The organism is Candidatus Symbiothrix dinenymphae, assembly GCF_001431085.1.
In genome coordinates this window covers 1-1,091 of sequence record NZ_BBRU01000060.1, presented here as the reverse complement: position 1 = coordinate 1,091, position 1,091 = coordinate 1, and the positions used below count along the sequence as shown (strand labels likewise).

Genomic DNA, 1,091 nt, shown 5'->3' with positions numbered 1-1,091 from the left:
CCCCAACGCGATGCGTTGGGCTAATGGGTTTTGTGTGTTTTGCGCCCTGAAAGGGCATTATATCATTATGTTGCCCCATCATATCTCATCATTATTCATCATTATTATTTCCCCAACGCGATGCGTTGGGCTGGGATATGCTGGGCTTTCAGCCTGTTCAGCCCGAACCGTCATTGCGGGCTTGACCCGCAATCCCCTGTTCTACATCGCTCTGTAGCCCAACATTCGGCTCATTTTCAGGGGATTGCGGGGCAAGCCCGCAATGACGATAAGGGCTAATGGACAAAATTCAGGCTAGAAGTGGTGATAACTAATTGAAATACATATATTTGCAAGCATTTAAAGTTATGAGTAAAAAATTTGCATTTATTGCTGGTCGAAAACGACCAAGAAAAACGGCTGAAAATTTGACTTGAAAAACAAACTCAGAAACCACAATGGCTTATCTAAAGAACGTAAAATGAAGTATATAGATGGGTTTTTCAAGGTATAAAAGGCTTCTAAAAAGTCGAAGGAATTATCTATTGTGATAATCCCTTCTCTGACTTTTTCGTCAGCCTGTCAAACTATCCCTGACAAGTTGCTCCCCAGCAGAGCTTGTTTCCGTTTCATTTGACCATGCAAAGATATGAATAGTTGATCAGGATTTATTCATCCTCAAAAATATTTAGCCTGAATTTTGTCCACTTGAAACAAACGGCTCTTTTTTAGCCTGAATTTTGTCCATTACACCGACGATAATAATGATTTAACAAACTTTAACACAAACAAGTGTTAAAATTTAAACAAATCCATTGTCAATTCAAAAACATTCTTTACCTTTGCCGCCGTTATCACGAGATGTCATTGTGGGCTTGACCTGCAATCTCCCGCGACAACAAAAAAAAATGTTTTTTTTTAACAATTTAAATTTAAATTTTATGCGAATGAAGGAAAATTTCAAAAACAGGAACTTTGCAAAGCTTGCAAAGCCTTTGCTGTTGAGTAGCATTCTCTTGGGGGGGGGGGTGCGAAACGTTCGCGCTGAAACAGCGCAGGAAGCGCCGCAAGAGGCGGCGCAGATTATTGAGGTGGCGATTCCCTCGTCAGGG

The 1,091-nt window shown here is 40.9% G+C and carries 1 protein-coding gene; it reads right to left on the bottom strand.

What is annotated here, in order from left to right:
• Positions 1–157: 157 nt before the first annotated feature.
• Positions 158–286, bottom strand: coding sequence for a hypothetical protein (locus tag ASC50_RS07580; RefSeq protein WP_262482180.1), 129 nt, complete (start codon positions 284–286; stop codon positions 158–160).
• Positions 287–1,091: the final 805 nt, after the last annotated feature.